This window comes from Nitrosomonas sp. PY1 (assembly GCF_022836435.1).
Taxonomy (GTDB): domain Bacteria; phylum Pseudomonadota; class Gammaproteobacteria; order Burkholderiales; family Nitrosomonadaceae; genus Nitrosomonas.
In genome coordinates this window covers 1,456,865-1,472,527 of record NZ_BQXC01000001.1, presented here as the reverse complement: position 1 = coordinate 1,472,527, position 15,663 = coordinate 1,456,865, and the positions used below count along the sequence as shown (strand labels likewise).

The following is a 15,663-nucleotide window of genomic DNA, read 5'->3' as shown; positions in this document are numbered from 1 at the left end:
TATGTCATCCCAATCAACCGTCATTATTATTGATGATGATCCTTTGATACGATTGGTTGTAGCAAAAACGCTGCAAGCTGTTGGTATGAATACACTTGAAGCTTCAAGCGGCGAAGAAGGATTGCATCTTTTTAAAAATAATAAAATTGATGCAATACTTCTTGATGTAATCATGCCAACGGGGATAGATGGATATACTACTTGCTATGAACTGAGAAATACGCCCCAAGGAAAACACTTGCCAATCCTGATGATGACAGGATTAGAAGACATCGAATCAATTAACAGAGCCTATGAAGCTGGAGCTACCGATTTTATTACTAAGCCAATCAACATCCCTCTGCTAAGTTATCGCGTTCGGTACATGCTTAAAGGTAGTAACACTACCCAGCAGTTGTTGCAAAGTGAACAGCGTTTGCACCAAATGGCATACTTTGATGACTTAACTGAATTGCCTAATCGGCATCTCTTTAAAGAAAGCTTGCAACAAATGATTGGTTTAGCACAACGCAAAAAATTGAAGTTAGGGGTATTATTTCTAGATCTCGATGGTTTTAAGCGTATTAATGATACATTAGGTCATCACTTAGGTGATTTGGTTCTGCAAGCAACAAGCGAGCGCTTACAAAAAAGTATTCGAGTTAGCGATACATTTGCGCAACCAGTAGTTACTAGTTCAAGCGACATTTCACTTGCACGATTAGGGGGCGACGAATTTACTGCATTGTTACCGTTAATCGAACGTAATGAAGATGCGGCTATTGTAGCTGAGCGCATTCGAATAAAACTGGCGCAACCAATGATTTTTGGTGAACACGAACTTACAACTACCACCAGCATCGGCATTGCAATCTATCCAGATGATGGTGAGACTACAGAAGATCTCCTTAAAAATGCTGATCTTGCAATGTACTATGCCAAGCGATCAGGCGGAAACATGTACTGTTATTTTTCCAACTTCATGATGGAGAGAGCAGTACGAAAATTAACCATGGAAAGCCATTTGCGTAAGGCAATTGAACGTGAAGAGTTTTATTTGCACTACCAACCGCAATTTGATATTGAAGGAGGCAGTTTTAATGGTGTAGAGGTCTTGCTACGTTGGGAAAACAAAGAATTAGGGAAAATCCCACCTACTGAATTTATTCCTCTTGCTGAAGAAACGGGACTTATCATTCATATTGGTGAGTGGGTTTTAAGAAAAGCTTGCCACCAAACTAAAGTATGGTGTGATCAGGGAATTCCACTTACTCGTGTCGCAGTCAATGTTTCAGCTGGACAACTTCTTCATAATGGCTTTGCTTCCATGGTAAGTGGTATATTAGCTGAGAGCATGCTGGATCCAGGCATTCTGGAGTTGGAATTGACTGAAAGTGCATTAATCAATGATGTAGAGCTTGTAATCGAGGTATTGAAACAACTCAAAGAAGTCGGTGTGCAGCTTGCCATTGATGACTTTGGAACTGGTTATTCAAGCTTAAGTAGACTAATGAATTTTCCTATTGATCGATTAAAAATTGATCAGGCTTTTGTTCGTAACTTAGAGCAAAACTCGGATAATGGAGCAATTGCTACGGCAATTATCGCGATGGCTACTAGTATGAATATGAGAGTAACAGCTGAAGGAGTGGAAACTAATACGCAGTTGAATTTCATGAGAAATAAATCTTGTAATGACGTTCAAGGTTATTATCTAAGTAAACCATTACCTACAGATCAGGCAGAAGAATTTTTCAAACGAAAGTGTAAGTAGTCATCCCTAAAAATAAACAACCCCGTGGCAAGACCACGGGGTATTAGAAAAGCTCAAGTTGATGCAGTTCTTTTTTTGGTTTTCCTTGATTCTTTACATAACGCTCAACTACACCCCAATCCGATCTTTCCCCAACAGTTGCAACAGATTCCGGTTAAGTGTGGCGTGGTCAAGAGTGACACCGCGCTCAGCCATGATCTCCTCCAGGTCCCGGTACGACACGCTGTAGCGGACATAAAAGTAAACGGCATAAAGGATGATAGCTTTCGGGTAATGGCAACCTTTGAAAGTGAGCATGATCGGTGTTGCGGCGATAAGGAAAATACCAAGACTAACACCACACGCTAAAATTTGCGACAGAACCCAACCCAACCCAACTCACAGATACTTCGAGCTTGGATGCCTATTACTCAATAATTTTGGCAGAAAGTTGAAGGAGAAAAATCAAATCACAATACGAGTTCCTAGGGTAATTCCCCCGAAAAATAACAGGGTTCAAAAGTAGAATTTTCTATTAATTTATAAAGACAGGAAATTCTACGATGAAGAAGTCAAGATTTAGTGACAGTCAGATCATGGCGATACTGAAGCAGACTGAGGCAGGCGTTCCGGTGCCTGAATTGTGCCGTGAACATGGCATGAGTAATGCGACGTTTTATAAATGGCGCAGCAGATATGACGGCATGGATGCGTCGATGATAGCCCGGCTCAAGGAACTGGAAGAAGAGAATAGGCAGTTGAAGAAGATGTATGCCGAGGAACGGTTAAAATCCGAGTTACGCAAGGAGGCACTCGAAAAAAAGTGGTAGCACCCAGGCGGCGGCGCGACATGGCTAAACAGCTTGTTCAGCAGGGAAAGGTTAGTATCCGCCTGGCTTGCGAAACTTATGGTGTCAGCGAGACGTGTTACCGTTATCAAGCTAAACTCAGTACGGATAACTGTCTAATTGCTGATTGACTGTTTCGGTTGACACATCACCAACGAAACTGGGGGTTTGGTTTATGTTTTCTGTATTTGCGCAACGTGAAAGGTTTTTCCTGGAATCACAAGCGTGTTTACCGTATTTATCGGGAACTGGAGCTGAATATGCGGATCAAGCCGAAAAAGCGGCTCAAACGTGACAAGCCGGAAATGCTGGCGGTACCGTTAGCAATCAATGAAACCTGGTCAATGGACTTTATGCATGATCAACTGGGGAATGGCAGCAGCTTTCGGTTACTCAATATACTGGACGACTGTAACCGTGAGGGGTTAGGTATCGAAGTGGATTTCTCCTTGTTTGCGCAACGCGTCATACGCACACTGGAGCACCTGATCGAATGGCGCGGCAAACCCAAACGGATTCGCTGTGACAACGGCCCTGAATACATCAGCGGCGTACTCGCTGTCTGGGCGGCAAAAAACGGCATACAGCTGGAGTTCATACAACCCGGAAAACCTCAGCAAAACGCATACATTGAACGTTACAACAGAACTGTACGGTACGACTGGCTGAGCCATCACCGCTTTGAATCAATCGCCGATGTTCAGGACTTTGCAACTCAATGGTTGTAGATTTATAACCATAAACGCCCTAACATGGCCATTGGAGGAATCACACCAAAACAAAAACTCGATCAATTAAAACATTAACTCTACTTTTAACTTCGGTTAATAATGGGAGGATTACCCTAGCAACCTTATCACATCAAGATCAACGATTACTTAATCTTGATGTGATAGGTAGGTAGGCATGAATTATGCAAAAATCCCAGTCAATTTTGTTATTAATCCATTTGCAATGGGTTGGAATACACCTAAAAAATTATCGAGCTGTAATATGCCAATGATAAAAATCAACATACCACCCACTACTATCCCATATTTAAGGCCTTGAGTGAAATTGGCTGATGCCGGTGCGCGTGTATAAGTATCATTAGAAAATCCTAGAAAAATTCTTAAGATCCCTAACAAAAAACCAGCGGCAACACACCCTAAAAACAAGTGGATGCCACATAAAATCCTTTCTGCTAGACTTTCTCCTGCTTGCTCAAGGCTAGCAAAACGTATACAAACAATTACCACAAAAAGCAAAAGGAGCGAATTCCAAACCCCTCCAAACTTCGCCCTCATCTCACTTTCCATACTCATATCTTTCTCCCTTTTAGTTTCTGACGAGAAAAAAAGAAGCTCGTCAATTGTCATTTATAAAGAACTCGATCGTAAACGATCAAGTTTTAGAAGAGCGATAATTGCTTAAAAATCTCTTCTGTTTCATTCATTACATTGAGTTGATTTTCTATATCCTAACGAATAGCCTCCTCATTAACATTGCCTATGTTTCAACAAAACACTCCTGTTAGTTTTGTACTCTTAACCCATCTTATTAGAAATATTTCTTCTTTATTCTTAGATTCTTAGGGCTGATATATTTTTCCAAATTTTTGGGTATCCATGGAATCGATCCAATAGAATTTCTAATGCCATAATCTTATATTCCTATCTTTCTAGCCCGAGAGTCTGCTTCTAAGGTTTTCGCGATGTGGTTAAGTACAAAACCAAGTACAATTCAGTCCAAAGATTTCTCTACTAATACATTGGTTTTTCTGAAACATTTATCGCTAAAACATTAGCGCTATTGATTGCTGGTCAATGCAGACAGTATAAATTTATTTTATACACACTATTTCAATATTTGCCAATTTCACTTTGTCGCAAGAGTTCAATGAAATTGTAACTCACTGCGATTTTTTAGGAGAATATGTTGTGCGCTTTTATGAAATCACGCTCCACCAGCAGCTACTAGTGTTATGGCGCGACCACATAACTTACTTAAACCTGAAATCGTTCTCTCATTGACAAACCAGTATTAGGGGCTCTTAAATCGCTGTATCCGTTAAACACGGTCGGTTGGTAATCCCCCCAAAATTAGAGGAGCAAAGCAGTAGAATTTTCTAGTAATTTATAAAGACAGGAGATTCTACGATGAAGAAGTTGAATCGCCCCGGGTTTTCCGGAGATAAAATGATTTGAGAGGAGGAGAGATGAAAAATCAAATCAGTTATTCAGCGGAAGTACGGGAACGAGCGGTTAGGTTGGTATTTGAGCATCAGGCAGAGCATGAATCGCAATGGTCGGCGATCAAATCGATTGCATCGAAGATTGGCTGTACAGCGGAGACGTTGCGCACTTGGGTAAGAAGAGCGGAGACGGATCAAGGAATTCGAGGCGGTATGTCGACATTGGATCGTGAACGACTCAAGGAATTGGAACGGGAGAATCATGAATTAAAGCGTGCCAACGAAATATTGCGTAAGGCATCGGCCTATTTCGCACAGGCGGAGCTCGACCGCCGACCGAAATAATGGTGACATTTATCGATAGCAACAAAGCAAAATACGGGGTCGAGCCAATCTGCAATGAAATCTGGATTGCCCCGTCGAGCTACTACGCACATAAAGCGCGCGAGCGAGATGCGGACCGGTTGCCTGACCGCATCAAGCGCGACATAAAATTGGAACTCGATATACAGCGGATATGGGAAGGCAATTTCCGTGTTTATGGTGCTCGCAAAGTATGGCGGCAGTTGTTGCGAGAAGGTATTGATGTTGCCCGCTGCACCGTCGAACGATTGATGAAGAAGCTTGAGATACAAGGTGTCAGGCGCGGCAGGAAGTGTTGGACAACCGTTGCAGATGATTCGCTCTACCGGCCATCCGACAAGGTCAACCGGCAATTTACGGCAATCCGGCCCAATCAATTGTGGGTGGCAGACATTACCTTTGTTGCAACGTGGGCGGGGTTTGTTTATGTAGCTTTTATAACCGATGTTTTTGCCAGATACATTGTTGGCTGGCAGGTCAGCCGGTCATTGCAGACCGGTCTGGTACTTGATGCACTGGAACAGGCACTGTGGGCTCGACGGAAAATCGAGGGGTTAATTCATCATAGTGACCACGGTTGCCAATATTTGTCGATTCGCTATACGGAACGCCTGATTGAGGCCAATATTGAAGCTTCTGTTGGCAGTGTCGGAGATTCCTATGGCAATGCGCTGGCGGAAACAATTAATGGACTATACAAGACCGAGGTGATTAGGCATCGCGGCCCGTGGCGCAATATCGACGATGTGGAGTTTGCAACCTTGGAATGGGTAGATTGGTTTAACAATCGCCGGTTACTGGAGCCGATTGGAAATATTCCACCGGCAGAATTTGAAATGGCATATTATCGCCAACTAAGAGAGCCAACCGATGCGGTTTGACTCAAGACAAACAGTCTCCGGAAAACCCGGGGCGATTCATATGGACGCTCCTCTCTGGGTTAGTGGGCTTTATTGCACCACTACTTTGGCACTTCGATGCCGTTTAGGGTAGTGGGCGTCCATTCCATTATCTCACCATAAATTATTGACTATTGTTTCACGAAAGCACCATCCTTTTTGATCCAGAGTTCTTTGGCGAATGCATCGTAGATCGACTCAGCGTCAGTAGCAAAACAATCTGGAACACTCTGGTTGATAGCTGTACTTTTAGTCGCTAGTGTAATCGGTGGAGTAATCGTAATTCCAGGAATGTTTTCATATTGATCACCAAATTGTGCAGTCATGTCGTAGCAGACATCGGAGTTTATAGTCAAGTTGGCTCCTTCTGCGGGAATGTTGATGGTGCAATGTTTGCTCTTGGAAAAATTATTAGCATAAGACTCGAATGGATTTGGAATACCAGGGATATCAATCTTAAATCCTTTGAATTCAGACGAGAGCACCTCGTAGTTCGTCAATACTGAAATTCCAGTTGCTGCTGCTTGTTGGGGTACCTGACACAAGTTATTGTTGGTGGGTAGTGAAATACATTTGCCGTTGGTGGTGACATTGATGACATTGCCGCTTTGTGTATAAACTAATCCAGCCGGTGCGGTAGCAGTATCGCACGAAGGAATGCTATTATTGCCGGAGTTTGCCAGCACCATCAAATTTGGCAGTGTGTCGATTAGTGTCGGACTATCTGCCCAAGGTCCTCCCAGTACATAGACATTGTTATCGTTTCTGTTCACACCAGCATAAATACCCGTATCAGGGTAAAACCTAAAAATCCAAGGATCAATTTTCTGTGTAACCTGATGGTTTGAAAAATATTGTGAATAATTATTTTCAGCCCAATTGAGCAATATTTCGCTATCACTGTCAATATCGGCCGAAGCAAAATGGATATTTCCGAGCAGTAAAAATGTGTACGTAGATAAGATAATCTGCTTCATGTGGTGTTTCATAATAAAGTCTCTCTCTGTTTTTGAAATAAATAACTTCCTGTATGGATAGAATATCGTAATCCAAGTGACAACTTAAGATACTTGTAAGCGTCTGAATTATGAGATACTTTAGTTCGACGGCTGTCATTGAATAATCTAAGGGCCATCTGATGCCTTTTTATCATCGAGGCAATCTTATTCTGAATAAACGTGAAAAAATAAAACGACAAACCTTAGTTTTGCGACGCCAGTTGTTCTGTGCTAATAAAACCTATTAACCAATCGCGATGAACTACCACCTCTTAATTACTATCTTGGCTCAAATTAATTTGACGAGGTACACTGCTTATTAGCTACCAAAGCAAGCAAATGCCGTGATATGCGCATCAAATATAAGAGATTCAGGCTATTGTAATGGCACCGATTCCAATTTGCATTCCAGTGTGTGCAATGCTCTTCTGATCCTTTTGCTCATATTTCTTCGTAACCTCAGTTAAGAAATACATTCTTCATTCTTATAAGGCGCGTTAATTTTGCAAGGCCTTAAAAAATGACTTAGAAGACTGAATATATTTAGTTGATTTTGCGAGAATTAATCAAACAATAATGGCTGCTGCAACGCGTCGGCCTTCTTCAACTAGAATATTATAAGTGCGGCAACATGCTTGCGTAGTCATAACTTCCACTCCAACGTTCATTTTCAGTACATCGATCATTAGTGAATGCTTTGGAAATTGATGGGTGGCGCCTGTACCTAATAGGATAATTTCCGGATGATAAGATAGTAAATGCTTAAAATGCTCAATAGTCATATCAGATACAGATTTCACGGGCCATTGATCAACCAAATGATCAGGTAATACAATCAAGCTTTTTTCATGGCGGATTTGGTTAATTGATACATAGTTATCTCCATATCCGGTAAAAATGTTTTGTTGAGCAAAATTTGCTAAATGCAGTTTCAAGGGATCGGTATTTTATGGATTATTGATGCTTCAAGCATAGATACCTAATTTTATCTTGTCAATCCGGCATATAGAATCGGTAATTTTTCTGGTAATCGCTCCACATGATCCACTACTAAGTAATTACGTTCACCGAAAATACGTGATACATACTGATCTGCGCGTGGATCCAAGCTCATGCAATATGTAATGATACCTGCTCGACCTACTTCTTCCACAGCTTTCTTGGTGTCTTGACGTAAATACTGCGGGTCACGTATATCAACATCGGCAGGCTCACCATCGGTAATAACGAGTAGCAGTTTTTTCGCTGATTTTTGTAGCTTTAAATAATGACCGGCATGTCGCATTGCAGCACCCATTCGAGTTGAAAGCTGACCTGTCATGCCTGCCAAGCGTGCTTTTGGAATTTCGTCATAAGGTTGATCGAAGTCTTTAAAGCGATAATATTGAACGTCATGCCGTCCGTCTGAGCAGAAGCCGTGAATGGCAAAAGGATCACCAATTTTATTGATGGCATTGGCAAGCAGAACGGTTGCCTGGCGTGTTAAATCCAACACGGTATAATCTTGGTCGACCACCTTTTCATTGGTGGATTCGGATAAATCTAGTAATACTAATACAGAAATATCTCGAACTTTGCGTACAGAACGCATCATAATACGAGGATCTGGTTGCATACCCATACGGATATCGATCATTGAACGGATCGCCGCGTTGATATCTATTTCATCACCATCTTCGAGTTTTCGGATGCGCCGTGTTCCTTGTGGTTGCATAGCGTCTAGCAAAAATTTCATGCGTGCAATTTCGCGCTTGTACTGTTGAGCAATCGCGTCGATACATTGCATATCACCCATCGGTGTGCGTTTCTCTTGTACGGTGGCCCAATCTGGCCGTTCTAATTGGATTTGATAATCCCATTCGGAATAATGATATGGCGCGGAGACCGGCTCTCTACCCTCTGTTTCGTTATAGGAGATACCGCTGTCTTCGTAAGGGAAAAATTCACTACCCATTACCCAAATCTCTTGAGCATCATCACCAGCGGTTTCTACCTCGACTTCATTGGCAAACTCCATCACATTGACATATTTGCGGATTTGTTTGGGAGCATCATAACCAGCGGATAGTGATTTGTTAAAATCAAATTCTTCAAATTCCCAGAAATAACGATTGTCATCTCGGTACGGCGCAGTCAATACATCGGTTCGAATATTAAATGGTATATTTTTACTAGTAAAACTATGTGCTAGTTGTACACCAATATCCCAAGAAATTTGTTGCGAGTCGATTGCACTATGAGCGTTTTTAAATAACTGACGTCCTTCTTTGATCCATGGATCTTTGTCTTGATATTCCGGGTCGAGCAATGCACGTGCTAAACGATCCAGATAATTTCCCATGGTAGTATCCATGTCAGAAGTCGCAAAATGTAGTGCGGCCCAAGTTTTGCGTAAACCCGGAAAGCGTCGGATCGATAGTTCCTCAATGCGTGCATCTTCAATGACAGCAATAACAGCCATTTGCATTGGATTTAAGCTTTCTGCAGAGATGGGCTGTTTGGTTTCAACCAAATGAGCCGCCGCATGGGCGGCCGCCGCACGGTATACTTCGACAGCGGTAATATCGCCGACGTTATCGTAAGCATCGGGTAGGTGGATAAAATAATTTTCTATGAATGGTTTATAGCCTTCGCGTGTTTCAAAATCGCCGGAAGTGGGTTTCATGAAGAAATCACGCCCCCAAAGGGCTCTCAGGTACATATTGATGCGACGTTGTACGTCGACAAATAGCGTCCCTTTGCGTTCTTTTTGTAGTAGCGCGAGCGATTCCTTGGAATCCAAACCAAAGTAGCGTATTTGTTCTTCGTAATCGGTTCTATAGGCGTGTGCACCCCACAAAGCCCAACGACGCAATCCACCCAAAGTCAATTGACTAAACAAAATATCCAGCTTATTCAGCATCGGACGAATACCACGAGGTGCTTGCGCAACAAGTGTATTCAGAAATTGCAGGTAATTTTGGAACAAATGCGCATCGCCAAGTCGTTTGGCAGCGGTAGGTGAGGTCGCAAGTACCAGTTCGATGACTGCGCCAGAAGTCCTGGAGGCTAACGATAGCACTGAGGTTGCCAAATCACCGATGATATCTTCACCGATTTCCTTAGCAACTAATGGTATCTCATCAATCCAGCAATCCACTAGGCTGCGTCCACGTCCTAACCCCCGTAGTGCAGAAACACCTTTTAAGTAGTTATCTAAGCCACGTGGTGAAAAAACTTTGACGGCCTCCGGCCAGGCATGATGAAGCAATTCGGTGGATTCTGGTTCTAAGTCTTCCAGTAATTCTTGATAGTCATCTAGATTGATACTCATAAAAACACCCGTTAGTTGTGCGAATCAATAACTGATAGGGAATCAATTTTTTAGTTAAAGAATGTGCTGACAGCGGCATCCAGCGCGTCACGCATATCTGGATCATCTGTGATTGGGCGCACCAAAGCAACGCGGCATGCGGCATGCGCTTCCACTTTGTTAGCAATTAAGCTACCGGCATAAATAAGCATACGTGTTGAAATGCCTTCGTCCAAACCATGGCCTTTGAGATTGCGCGCACGCTCAGCGATTGATACTAATTTTTCAGCGATTTCATGTGAAACTCCCGATTCATGCGCAACAATTTCGCTTTCAATATCATGACTAGGGTAATTAAAATCCAACGCACCAAAGCGTTGCTTAGTGGATTGTTTTAGATCCTTCATCAAGCTTTGATAGCCTGGATTGTAAGAAATGACAATTTGGAAATCAGCGTGTGCCTGAATTAATTCTCCTTTCTTCTCAAGCGGTAGAACACGACGGTTGTCGGTTAAAGGGTGAATCACTACAGTCGTGTCTTGACGCGCTTCAACCACTTCATCAAGATAGCAGATAGCGCCATAGCGGGCGGCAACAGTAAGGGGGCCATCTTGCCAACGTGTACCATTGGCATCCAACAAGAATCGCCCAACCAGATCGGATGCGGTCATGTCTTCGTTACAAGCAACCGTAATTAATGGCTTCTTCAATCTCCATGCCATATATTCAACGAAGCGGGTTTTTCCGCAACCGGTCGGGCCTTTTAGCATCATTGGCATGCGTACTGAATAAGCTGCTTCGTATAGCTTTACTTCATCAGTAACCGAGTGGTAGTAAGGCTCTTTAGTAACGCGGTATTGGTCGATGATTTTACTCATGGTGGACTCCTTATGAATACCTTTTTTAGTTTTTTCTTGAATACTTTGTAATAAGGTTCGATTAATATCTTTTATAGTTCTTATACTAGAAACGTATGGCGGAAAAAAACCCCAGCCTCTTATAAGAGGAAATGGGGGTTTCAGGGTTAGAAACCCGTTTCCGCTTAAACCGTTTTTCCGCGATATATCACCATTGAAGCGCCTTGGCTTTGAGCAAAATTATCGTATCCAATCAAGCGAACATGATTCTTGGGGTTGGCTTTATGGCAAGCTTCAGCTTCGGCTAGAATGCGCGCTACATCGGTTTCGCCAAACATCGGTAATTTCCACATATACCAATAGTTGTCCATCAAGTATTCAGGTTCCGTGTGCTCAATAGCTGGATTCCAACCTTTTTTGACAATATATTCCACTTGTTGTTTGATTTGCTTGGTGCTCATTGCTGGTAGATAAGAAAATGTTTCAAATCTACGGCTTTCTGGCTCACTGAGACGGCTCTTATAATCCAACATTTCTGACATTTATACTACTCCTAATTAGATGATTTTTTTGGTGCAATCTCAATGCGGATTTGAAAGTGCACCGAAAGTAAGTTTTTATTTATGGGCTACGTCTAGCTTATCAACGGTATCAAACTCAAATTTGATTTCTTTCCATGTTTCCATAGCAATTTTAAGTTCAGGACTGCTTTTTGCTGCTGCAGTCAAAATTTCTTTACCTTTTTTCTCAATCTCAATGCCTTGGTTACGAGCTTCTACGCAAGCTTCCAGCGCAACTCGGTTTGCCGCTGCACCAGCAGCATTACCCCATGGATGTCCGAGAGTACCACCACCAAATTGTAAGCAAGCATCATCACCGAAAATGGCTACTAATGCAGGCATGTGCCAAACGTGAATACCACCGGAAGCAACTGGGAACACGCCAGGCATAGAACCCCAATCTTGATCGAACATAATGCCGCGGCTACGGTCTTCTTTAATGAAGCTGTCGCGCATCAAATCGATCCAGCCCAATGTGGCGCCACGATCGCCTTCCAATTTACCGACGACTGTACCTGAATGCAGGTGATCACCACCGGATAAGCGAAGAACTTTGGCGAGTACACGGAAATGAATACCGTGATGCGGGTTACGATCAATCACAGCATGCATTGCACGATGGATGTGCAGTAATATGCCATTGTCACGACACCAATTTGCTAGACCTGTGTTAGCACAGAAACCGCCGGTAATATAGTCATGCATAATGATCGGGGCACCGATTTCTTTAGCATATTCTGCTCGTTTATACATTTCTTCCGGGGTTGGTGCGGTCACATTCAGATAATGACCTTTGCGTTCACCAGTTTCACGTTCGGCTTTGTGAATGGCTTCCATAACAAAATCAAAACGTTGGCGCCAGCGCATAAAAGGTTGGCTGTTGACGTTTTCATCATCTTTGGTCAAATCCAAACCGCCGCGTAAACATTCGTAAACAGCGCGACCGTAGTTTTTAGCAGACAAACCAAGTTTCGGTTTGATCGTGCAGCCTAATAAAGCGCGTCCGTATTTATTGAGCATGTCTCTTTCAACTTGAATGCCATGTGGAGGACCCCCGCAAGTTTTAACATAGGCGATGGGGAAGCGGACGTCCTCCAGACGCAATCCACGAATTGCTTTAAAGCCAAATACGTTACCAACGAGGGAGGTAAACACGTTGACAACAGATCCTTCTTCAAACAAATCGATTGGATAAGCAATAAAAGCGTAAAAGCAAGTATCGTCACCAGGTACATCTTCAATGCGATAGGCGCGGCCTTTGTAATAATCTAAGTCGGTTAACAAGTCTGTCCAAACTGTTGTCCAGGTACCTGTGGAAGATTCAGCCGCAACCGCTGCAGCAGCTTCTTCGCGATCTACCCCGGGTTGTGGGGTAATTTTAAAACAAGCCAGAATATCTGTGTCTAAAGGGGTGTATTCGGGCATCCAATAAGTTTGGCGGTATTCTTTAACACCTGCGTTATACGTTTTTGCCATGATATTTTCTCCAATTCATTCTAATTTAGAGTCAGCATAAAAGCACTGACTGTCGGATTTGTATTACAACTGTGACTAAAATTACTACAACCTGATAACTGACACTATAGCGATAAATATCTATAAGAACAAATCAATATTATTGATACAAGCAATAAGGTTATACTTATACTAATAAAAACTGATAAGGCTATTATATTATGTTGCATGTTACTTTAAGACAACTGAAAGTGTTTGAATCTGTTGCAAGAAATTTGAGTTACTCAGGTGCGGCGAATGAGTTGTACTTAACTCAACCCGCTGTTTCGATGCAGATTAAACAACTTGAAGATAACATAAATTTACCGCTGTTTGAACAGCTTGGTAAACGTATTTTTTTGACCGAAGCGGGACAAGAACTGTATCAGTATAGTCGAGCGATTTCACAGCAATTAGCTGATCTGGAAGTGGCTTTGGATGAACTCAAGGGAATGGAGCGCGGTAAGCTGAATATTTCTGTGGTGACTACTGCAAATTATTTTGCTCCTCATTTATTGGCGAAGTTTTGTCAACGTTATACAGGTGTGACGGTTAGCTTGAATGTTTCCAATCGCGAAACGGTTCTGAAACAACTGAACGATAATTTGATCGACTTGGCAATTATGGGCCAACCACCCGATCACTTGGATATTGATAGTCAGTCATTCATGGAAAACCCATTAGTTGTCGTTGCTCCGCCAAGTCACTCTTTATGCGTGGAAAAAAATATTGCAGTGGAGCGATTGGCGAGTGAAATATTTTTGGTGCGTGAATCGGGTTCAGGAACACGCAGCGCAATGGAGCGTTTTTTTGCCGCTCATGAAATAAAAATTAACAAAGGGATGGAAACAGATACCACCGAAGCAATTAAGCAAGCTGTTCAAGCAGGTATGGGGTTGGGTATTATGTCGAAGCATACCGTTGAATTGGAGCTTGAAACCGAGCGATTGAAAATTCTCGATATCCAAAACTTTCCAATCATGCGTTACTGGCATGTTGTTAACCGGAAAAATAAGCGACTTTCAAATGTTGCTAATACGTTCCGAGATTTTTTATTGCGCGAAGCCGAAGTATTAATGCATGAGTCAAAAACGTGAAGCAAAATCGCAGTTCTCGATTTTATCTAAAGATTACGCTTATTCTTATGGATCATTTCAGTTTTACGGTACTATTTCAGCATTTAGATGAAATGCTTTTGAATTACAGGCGATCAATGAAAACTAAAGTATCTTCGATATTGTGATAAACCGTATCATTTTATTAGGTGCGAGTAATTTGACGCTTTCGCTGCGATTGGCAATCCAAATTGTACAGCAGCGGCTAGGTAGTCCCAGTGAGGTATTGGTGGCGCTAGGGCACGGTCGTGCGTATGGTATTTGCAGTAGTATCATGCAACGTAGATTACCGGGGATTCTTGATAGTGGATTGTGGACACGGCTTGCCGCCAGTGAATCGCTACCCAGTTATGCATTGCTGACAGATATTGGCAATGACATATTGTATGAATTATTACCTGGGCAAATTTTGGGTAGTGTTGAGCGATGTATCGATCAATTGCAACAACAATCTGCGCAAATCGTTATAACCAACCTACCACTTGCATTAATTGAAAGTCTTACTGAGAGACGGTATCTGTTTTTTCGGAATATTTTTTACCCTTTTTGTCGGTTGCCACGAGACATTACGGTGCAACGTGCGCGTGAATTGCATGCGGGTTTGATTGCGCTGGCGCTGCGCAAAGGTATTACGTTGTATGAACAAGATCCACATTGGTTTGGACCGGATGGTATTCACGTGGATTATTGGAAGCGTCAGGCTTTTTATCAAGATGTTGCACGGTGTTTCCATGCCCCTGAGCCAGAAGTTGCGAAGACCAATCCGACATCACTGATTTGGCAGCAGAGGCCTACATTCGCTTTTAAAACGCTATTTGGTTATGATTTATATTGTCCACAACCAAGCGGATTGTTGATAAATGGATCAAGTGTTTGTAAGTATTAGCATACTTACTAAGAGTTTGTGAAAGTATAAGGGAATAAAACTGGTCAGCTGACTGTCAAAGCAGCTGACCTCAGTGCGGTTTTATGAAGGTTTTACGAAAATGGTATCAGATGTTCAATAAAAATAATGCACTTAAGTAAGAGGAATTGATTAAAAATGTCTACGCAGAATTCTAATAATCAACATAAACCTGTTGTGTCCACAGGTCTGAATATTACAATTATGATTGCAACGGTGATATTTCCGGTAGTAGGGCTTCTCATGGGGTTTGCTTATTTGCGCAAGGATCACCCGGATGCCAAAAAAATGGGAAAAGTCTGGTTGATATTTGGCGTGGTAATGGTAGTAGCAAACATTGTCTTAATCAGCATGATGCGACAACAGCCATCGACTTAATATCGTAGCTTTGCCGCTTTGCTTATTCAAACAGAAGTCTCGATAAATTG

General features: G+C 42.3%; 12 protein-coding genes, 2 pseudogenes and 1 other annotated feature. Of the genes and pseudogenes, 6 read left to right on the top strand and 8 right to left on the bottom strand.

Annotated features, from left to right (window positions below; all coding sequences use genetic code 11):
- Nucleotide 1 precedes the first annotated feature (1 nt).
- Nucleotides 2–1,753, top strand: a complete 1,752-nt coding sequence (locus W03_RS06895; RefSeq protein ID WP_244072271.1) for an EAL domain-containing protein — start codon at nucleotides 2–4, stop codon at nucleotides 1,751–1,753.
- Between the two features lie 150 nt (nucleotides 1,754–1,903).
- On the opposite strand, the pseudogene W03_RS06890 reads toward W03_RS06895, so the two are convergent.
- A pseudogene (locus W03_RS06890) lies at nucleotides 1,904–2,050 on the bottom strand (IS6 family transposase); the annotation flags it as partial.
- A 245-nt stretch (nucleotides 2,051–2,295) separates the two neighbouring features.
- Here W03_RS06890 and W03_RS06885 point away from each other — a divergent pair.
- Nucleotides 2,296–3,386, top strand: a pseudogene (locus tag W03_RS06885) (IS3 family transposase).
- Between the two features lie 105 nt (nucleotides 3,387–3,491).
- Here W03_RS06885 and W03_RS06880 read toward each other — a convergent pair.
- On the bottom strand, nucleotides 3,492–3,938 hold the full coding sequence (locus tag W03_RS06880; protein ID WP_244072270.1) for a hypothetical protein: 447 nt from the start codon (nucleotides 3,936–3,938) through the stop codon (nucleotides 3,492–3,494).
- Nucleotides 3,939–4,777: 839 nt separating this feature from the next.
- Between W03_RS06880 and W03_RS06875 the strand changes: the two genes are divergently transcribed.
- Nucleotides 4,778–5,997 (top strand): IS3 family transposase gene (locus W03_RS06875; RefSeq protein WP_244072269.1). Its coding sequence is split into 2 segments (ribosomal slippage): nucleotides 4,778–5,069 and nucleotides 5,069–5,997, totalling 1,221 coding nucleotides; the frame shifts between segments, so codons are not numbered across the junction.
- Nucleotides 5,056–5,172: a sequence feature (AL1L pseudoknot), on the top strand. Its footprint overlaps the gene before it by 117 nt.
- A 149-nt stretch (nucleotides 5,998–6,146) precedes the next feature.
- Here W03_RS06875 and W03_RS06870 read toward each other — a convergent pair.
- The 6 genes from W03_RS06870 to W03_RS06845 form a co-directional block, all read right to left on the bottom strand.
- Nucleotides 6,147–6,992: a hypothetical protein gene (locus W03_RS06870; protein ID WP_244072268.1), complete on the bottom strand. Its 846-nt coding sequence runs from the start codon at nucleotides 6,990–6,992 to the stop codon at nucleotides 6,147–6,149.
- A gap of 587 nt (nucleotides 6,993–7,579) precedes the next feature.
- The gene (locus W03_RS06865) at nucleotides 7,580–7,948 is read right to left on the bottom strand and encodes an Mth938-like domain-containing protein (RefSeq protein WP_244072267.1); all 369 of its coding nucleotides are present in this window, start codon (nucleotides 7,946–7,948) and stop codon (nucleotides 7,580–7,582) included.
- Between the two features lie 50 nt (nucleotides 7,949–7,998).
- On the bottom strand, nucleotides 7,999–10,326 hold the full coding sequence (locus W03_RS06860) for a nitric oxide reductase activation protein NorD (RefSeq protein WP_244072266.1): 2,328 nt from the start codon (nucleotides 10,324–10,326) through the stop codon (nucleotides 7,999–8,001).
- Between the two features lie 50 nt (nucleotides 10,327–10,376).
- On the bottom strand, nucleotides 10,377–11,183 hold the full coding sequence (locus tag W03_RS06855) for a CbbQ/NirQ/NorQ/GpvN family protein (RefSeq protein ID WP_244072265.1): 807 nt from the start codon (nucleotides 11,181–11,183) through the stop codon (nucleotides 10,377–10,379).
- Between the two features lie 164 nt (nucleotides 11,184–11,347).
- The gene (locus W03_RS06850) at nucleotides 11,348–11,704 is read right to left on the bottom strand and encodes a ribulose bisphosphate carboxylase small subunit (RefSeq protein WP_244072264.1); all 357 of its coding nucleotides are present in this window, start codon (nucleotides 11,702–11,704) and stop codon (nucleotides 11,348–11,350) included.
- A 75-nt stretch (nucleotides 11,705–11,779) separates the two neighbouring features.
- On the bottom strand, nucleotides 11,780–13,201 hold the full coding sequence (locus tag W03_RS06845) for a form I ribulose bisphosphate carboxylase large subunit (RefSeq protein ID WP_244073710.1): 1,422 nt from the start codon (nucleotides 13,199–13,201) through the stop codon (nucleotides 11,780–11,782).
- Between the two features lie 197 nt (nucleotides 13,202–13,398).
- On the opposite strand from W03_RS06845, the gene W03_RS06840 reads away from it, so the two are divergent.
- The 3 genes from W03_RS06840 (at nucleotide 13,399) to W03_RS06830 (ending at nucleotide 15,613) form a co-directional block, all read left to right on the top strand.
- Nucleotides 13,399–14,313: a LysR family transcriptional regulator gene (locus W03_RS06840; RefSeq protein WP_244072263.1), complete on the top strand. Its 915-nt coding sequence runs from the start codon at nucleotides 13,399–13,401 to the stop codon at nucleotides 14,311–14,313.
- Nucleotides 14,314–14,455: 142 nt separating this feature from the next.
- A complete protein-coding gene (locus W03_RS06835; RefSeq protein ID WP_244072262.1) occupies nucleotides 14,456–15,217 on the top strand; it encodes a hypothetical protein in 762 nt (253 codons plus the stop codon).
- Nucleotides 15,218–15,373: 156 nt separating this feature from the next.
- Nucleotides 15,374–15,613 (top strand): hypothetical protein, encoded by a 240-nt coding sequence (locus W03_RS06830; RefSeq protein ID WP_244072261.1) that lies wholly within the window; start codon nucleotides 15,374–15,376, stop codon nucleotides 15,611–15,613.
- Nucleotides 15,614–15,663: the final 50 nt, after the last annotated feature.

What these genes read in the sequence shown, in the direction of transcription:
- W03_RS06830 (WP_244072261.1), top strand. Translation starts at nt 15,374, where the DNA reads ATGTCTACGCAGAATTCTAATAATCAACATAAACCTGTTGTGTCCACA.
- W03_RS06880 (WP_244072270.1), bottom strand. Translation starts at nt 3,938, where the DNA reads ATGACAATTGACGAGCTTCTTTTTTTCTCGTCAGAAACTAAAAGGGAG.
- W03_RS06860 (WP_244072266.1), bottom strand. Translation starts at nt 10,326, where the DNA reads ATGAGTATCAATCTAGATGACTATCAAGAATTACTGGAAGACTTAGAA.
- W03_RS06840 (WP_244072263.1), top strand. Translation starts at nt 13,399, where the DNA reads ATGTTGCATGTTACTTTAAGACAACTGAAAGTGTTTGAATCTGTTGCA.
- W03_RS06850 (WP_244072264.1), bottom strand. Translation starts at nt 11,704, where the DNA reads ATGTCAGAAATGTTGGATTATAAGAGCCGTCTCAGTGAGCCAGAAAGC.
- W03_RS06855 (WP_244072265.1), bottom strand. Translation starts at nt 11,183, where the DNA reads ATGAGTAAAATCATCGACCAATACCGCGTTACTAAAGAGCCTTACTAC.
- W03_RS06895 (WP_244072271.1), top strand. Translation starts at nt 2, where the DNA reads ATGTCATCCCAATCAACCGTCATTATTATTGATGATGATCCTTTGATA.
- W03_RS06870 (WP_244072268.1), bottom strand. Translation starts at nt 6,992, where the DNA reads ATGAAGCAGATTATCTTATCTACGTACACATTTTTACTGCTCGGAAAT.